Source organism: uncultured Corynebacterium sp. (assembly GCF_937999985.1).
Lineage (GTDB): Bacteria > Actinomycetota > Actinomycetes > Mycobacteriales > Mycobacteriaceae > Corynebacterium.
This window is the reverse complement of the sequence record NZ_CALLDG010000020.1, coordinates 1-3,923: the sequence shown is the minus strand read 5'-3', so window position 1 is coordinate 3,923 and position 3,923 is coordinate 1. Positions and strand designations below refer to the sequence as shown.

3 protein-coding genes are annotated in these 3,923 nt (G+C 60.9%); all 3 read left to right on the top strand.

The genetic code is table 11. The features are described 5' to 3' along the window. Positions 1–9: 9 nt before the first annotated feature. On the top strand, positions 10–1,026 hold the full coding sequence (glpX, locus tag Q0331_RS00985) for a class II fructose-bisphosphatase (protein ID WP_367274945.1): 1,017 nt from the start codon (positions 10–12) through the stop codon (positions 1,024–1,026). A 176-nt stretch (positions 1,027–1,202) separates the two neighbouring features. After that, positions 1,203–2,606 carry a class II fumarate hydratase gene (locus tag Q0331_RS00980; RefSeq protein WP_298074077.1) on the top strand — a complete coding sequence of 468 codons (1,404 nt, stop codon included), beginning with the start codon at positions 1,203–1,205 and terminating at the stop codon, positions 2,604–2,606. Positions 2,607–3,626: 1,020 nt separating this feature from the next. Further along, positions 3,627–3,923: TetR/AcrR family transcriptional regulator (locus tag Q0331_RS00975; RefSeq protein WP_298074079.1), on the top strand; the 297-nt coding region annotated here is incomplete at its 3' end.

The following is a 3,923-nucleotide window of genomic DNA, read 5'->3' as shown; positions in this document are numbered from 1 at the left end:
ACTGATCACATCCCTGCTGTCTCCCCCAACCCGGAGGCTCCGGACCGCAACCTGGCGATGGAGCTGGTCCGAGTGACGGAAGCCGCCGCCCTCGCCTCCGGCAAGTGGGTTGGCCGTGGACAGAAAGAATCCGGTGACGGCGCAGCCGTGGATGCGATGCGCCAGATGATCAACTCCGTGGAAATGGACGGCGTTGTCGTGATCGGCGAGGGCGAGAAGGACGAAGCCCCCATGCTGTTCAACGGCGAGCAGGTCGGCACAGGCAACGGCCCGGCGGTGGACATCGCCGTCGACCCGGTCGACGGCACCACCCTGATGGCCGAAGGCCGCCCGAACGCCATCTCCGTGATCGCCGCCGCCGAACGCGGATCCATGTACGACCCGTCCGCCGTGTTCTACATGAAGAAGATCGCCGTTGGCCCGGAGGCCGTGGGCAAGGTGGACATCGACGCTCCGGTCGCTGACAACATCAACGCCGTAGCCAAGGCCAAGGGCACCGTCCCGGGCGACATCACCGTCGTCGTGCTGGACCGCCCGCGCCACGAGGATCTGATCCGCGAGATCCGCGAGGCCGGCGCGAAGGTCCGCCTGATCGGTGACGGCGACGTGGCAGGTGCCGTGGCAACCGCCCAGGACACTTCCACCAACTCTGTGGACATCATGATGGGCATCGGTGGCACCCCGGAGGGTGTTATCGCCGCCGCCGCTATGAAGTGCATGGGCGGTGAGATCCAGGGCAAGCTGTGGCCGAAGGACGAGGCCGAGCGCCAGAAGGCCCTGGACGCGGGCCACGATCTGGACCGTGTGCTGACCACCAACGACCTGGTGAATTCCGAGCACTGCTACTTCGTCGCCACCGGCGTGACCAACGGAGACATGGTACGCGGTGTCTCTTACCACCAGAACTCCGCCACCACCCGTTCCCTGGTCATGCGTTCTCGCTCCGGCACAATCCGCTTCATCGAGTCGCAGCACCAGCTGGCGAAGCTGCAGTCCTACTCCGTGCTGGATTACACCCGTAACTAGCTCTTTTTATGACGCCCCCACGCCGCCACCGCGCAGCAGGCCTTTTAGGTAGATTGGGCGGTGTCCGTGCGGGGCACGAAAGACTATCCGCTTTCCCACGGTTCCCGACTTTGAGCCCATCGGTGGGTTCGAAGCGGGAGGCGTCAAAAAGCTAAGAAGATAAAGGTGATGAAAGAATGACCGAGCAAGAATTCCGCATTGAACACGACACGATGGGCGAGGTTAAGGTTCCCGCGAAGGCTCTGTGGCGTGCGCAGACGCAGCGTGCCGTGGAGAACTTCCCGATCTCCGACCGTCCGCTGGAGTCCGCACAGATCCGCGCGATGGGTCTGCTGAAGGCGGCCTGCGCGCAGGTGAACAAGGACCGTGGCCTGCTGACCGACGAGCAGGCGGATGCCATCATCTCCGCTGCGAAGGAAATCGCCGACGGCAAGCACGACGCTGAGTTCCCGATCGACGTGTTCCAGACCGGCTCCGGTACCTCTTCCAACATGAACACCAACGAGGTCATCGCCTCTATCGCCAAGAACAACGGCGTGGAGATCCACCCGAATGACCACGTAAACATGGGGCAGTCCTCCAACGACACGTTCCCGACCGCCACCCACGTGGCCGCCACCCAGGCTGCAGTCAACGACCTCATCCCGGGTCTGAAGGTACTTCAGGAGTCCCTGGCCAAGAAGGCTAAGGAGTGGGAGACGGTTGTGAAGTCCGGTCGCACCCACCTGATGGATGCTGTCCCCGTGACCCTGGGCCAGGAGTTCTCTGGCTACGCCCGCCAGATCGAGGCAGGCATCGAGCGCGTTGAGGCCACCCTGCCCCGTCTGGGCGAGCTGCCGATCGGCGGTACCGCAGTCGGCACCGGCCTGAACACCCCGGCTGACTTCGGCGCCAACGTTACCGCCGAGCTGGTGAAGCTGACCGGCGTGGAGCAGCTGCGTGAGGCAGAGAACCACTTCGAGGCGCAGGCTAACCGCGATGGCCTGGTTGAGTTCTCCGGTGCTATGCGCACCATCGCTGTCTCCCTGAACAAGATCGCCAACGACATCCGCTGGATGGGCTCCGGCCCGCTGACCGGCCTGGGCGAGATCCACCTGCCGGACCTGCAGCCGGGCTCTTCCATCATGCCGGGCAAGGTCAACCCGGTTCTGTGTGAGACCGCAACCCAGGTTGCTGCACAGGTCATCGGTAACGACGCTGCCGTTGCCTTTGGTGGTTCCCAGGGTGCGTTCGAGCTGAACGTGTACATCCCGATGATGGCCCGCAACGTGCTGGAGTCTGCGAAGCTGCTGGCCAACACCGCCCGCGTATTCGCAGAGAAGCTGGTCGACGGCATCGAGCCGAACGAGGAGCGTATGCGCACTCTGGCTGAGTCCTCCCCGTCCATCGTTACCCCGCTGAACTCTGCCATTGGTTACGAGGCTGCGGCGAAGGTTGCTAAGACTGCTCTGAAGGAAGGCAAGACCATCCGTCAGACTGTCATCGACCTGGGCTTTGTCGACGGCGAGAAGCTGACCGAGGAGGAGCTGGATAAGCGCCTCGACGTCCTGGCTATGGCAAACACCGACCGCGACAAGTAGGCGAAAACTAAGTACTGACGCTGTTGCGTGGCCAGCTGGCTAGTTGGTTAGTTGGCTGGTTGGCTGGTTGGCTGGCCACACTAGCCGGGTCATCCTAGCTGGCCGCACTAGCCGGGTCATCCTAGCTGGCCGCACTAGCCGGGTCATCCTAGCTGCCCTGCAAGCCTGGCCGACACACCCGCTGTTGTTTTCCGAAGGTGTTTTTTGAAGGCACTAGTAGGCATTAGCGCTACTAGTAGGCACTAGCCATCACCTTTGGAGGAGCGACAGCGGGTTTTCCTATTTGCCATGCATCTGGCCCCTGTCCCTCTGGCTCTCTTGCCACCTCCTGGCTCCCTCTTGCCGCCTCCGAAGGGCGAAATGTCGCTAGACCGAGAATATGCACTGCGCCTCGGCCGGCTTCACATAATCACAACGCACTGACCTGGGCTTTTATTTTACTGGAATTTGATCCCACTAGCAGATTCCCGTTCTAGCGACATTCAGCCTCTCCAGCACCGACCAATACCCACTATCTGCCACCACACCGCCAACCAACCACTATCCTTCAAAAGCTATTGGTCACACCAGCACCACACGTTTCATAGATGTCGGAAAAGTTGCAAAACGCCTTCCCCCTAAGATTGGCACCTTCCGCAATACCCCCGTGACCTGCACTTTTACACTATTGAAAATCTACCCCAACAAGGTTTTGCAACTTTTCCGACATTTACCCCACCGAAGTGCAACATTTCCGACATTTGCACCCCCTTGGAATGGAGCTTTGTCGCCACGCGAGCCACTAAATACCCACCCGCCACGCCAGTCGCAACACACCCACCCGCCACGCGAACCACCGTATGCCCGCCCACAGCGCCGGCCGTTAAGCACAGCACACCAGACAAGCCTGAATGAAGAATCACACAAACCTTGCACTAGATATAACTTTGCACTGGGTGTAAGTTTGTCCGAGTGATGAGTTCGAACTGCTGCGATTCAACAGCTCCCCCAGAGCCCACGGAGCCCCCAGCTCCCACAACCATGGGGCTGCGCGAGCGCAAACGCCTGGAAACCAGGCTAAGGATCGAGGACGAGGCCACTCGCCTCTTCCTCGATCGATCCTTCGATGGAGTCACCCTGGAGGAAATCTGCGAAGCGGCCGACATCAGCCGCCGCACCTTCTTCAACTACTTCTCCTCAAAGGAACACGTTGCGGTCGGTAAACAACCCCCGTTGCTCACCAAGGATGACTTCGACAAGCTCGAGAGCTTCTCCCCCTCACAGGGCAGCCTGCCTCAATTCCTCTACGACATGCTGACCAAGAAGCGCATCGAGGAG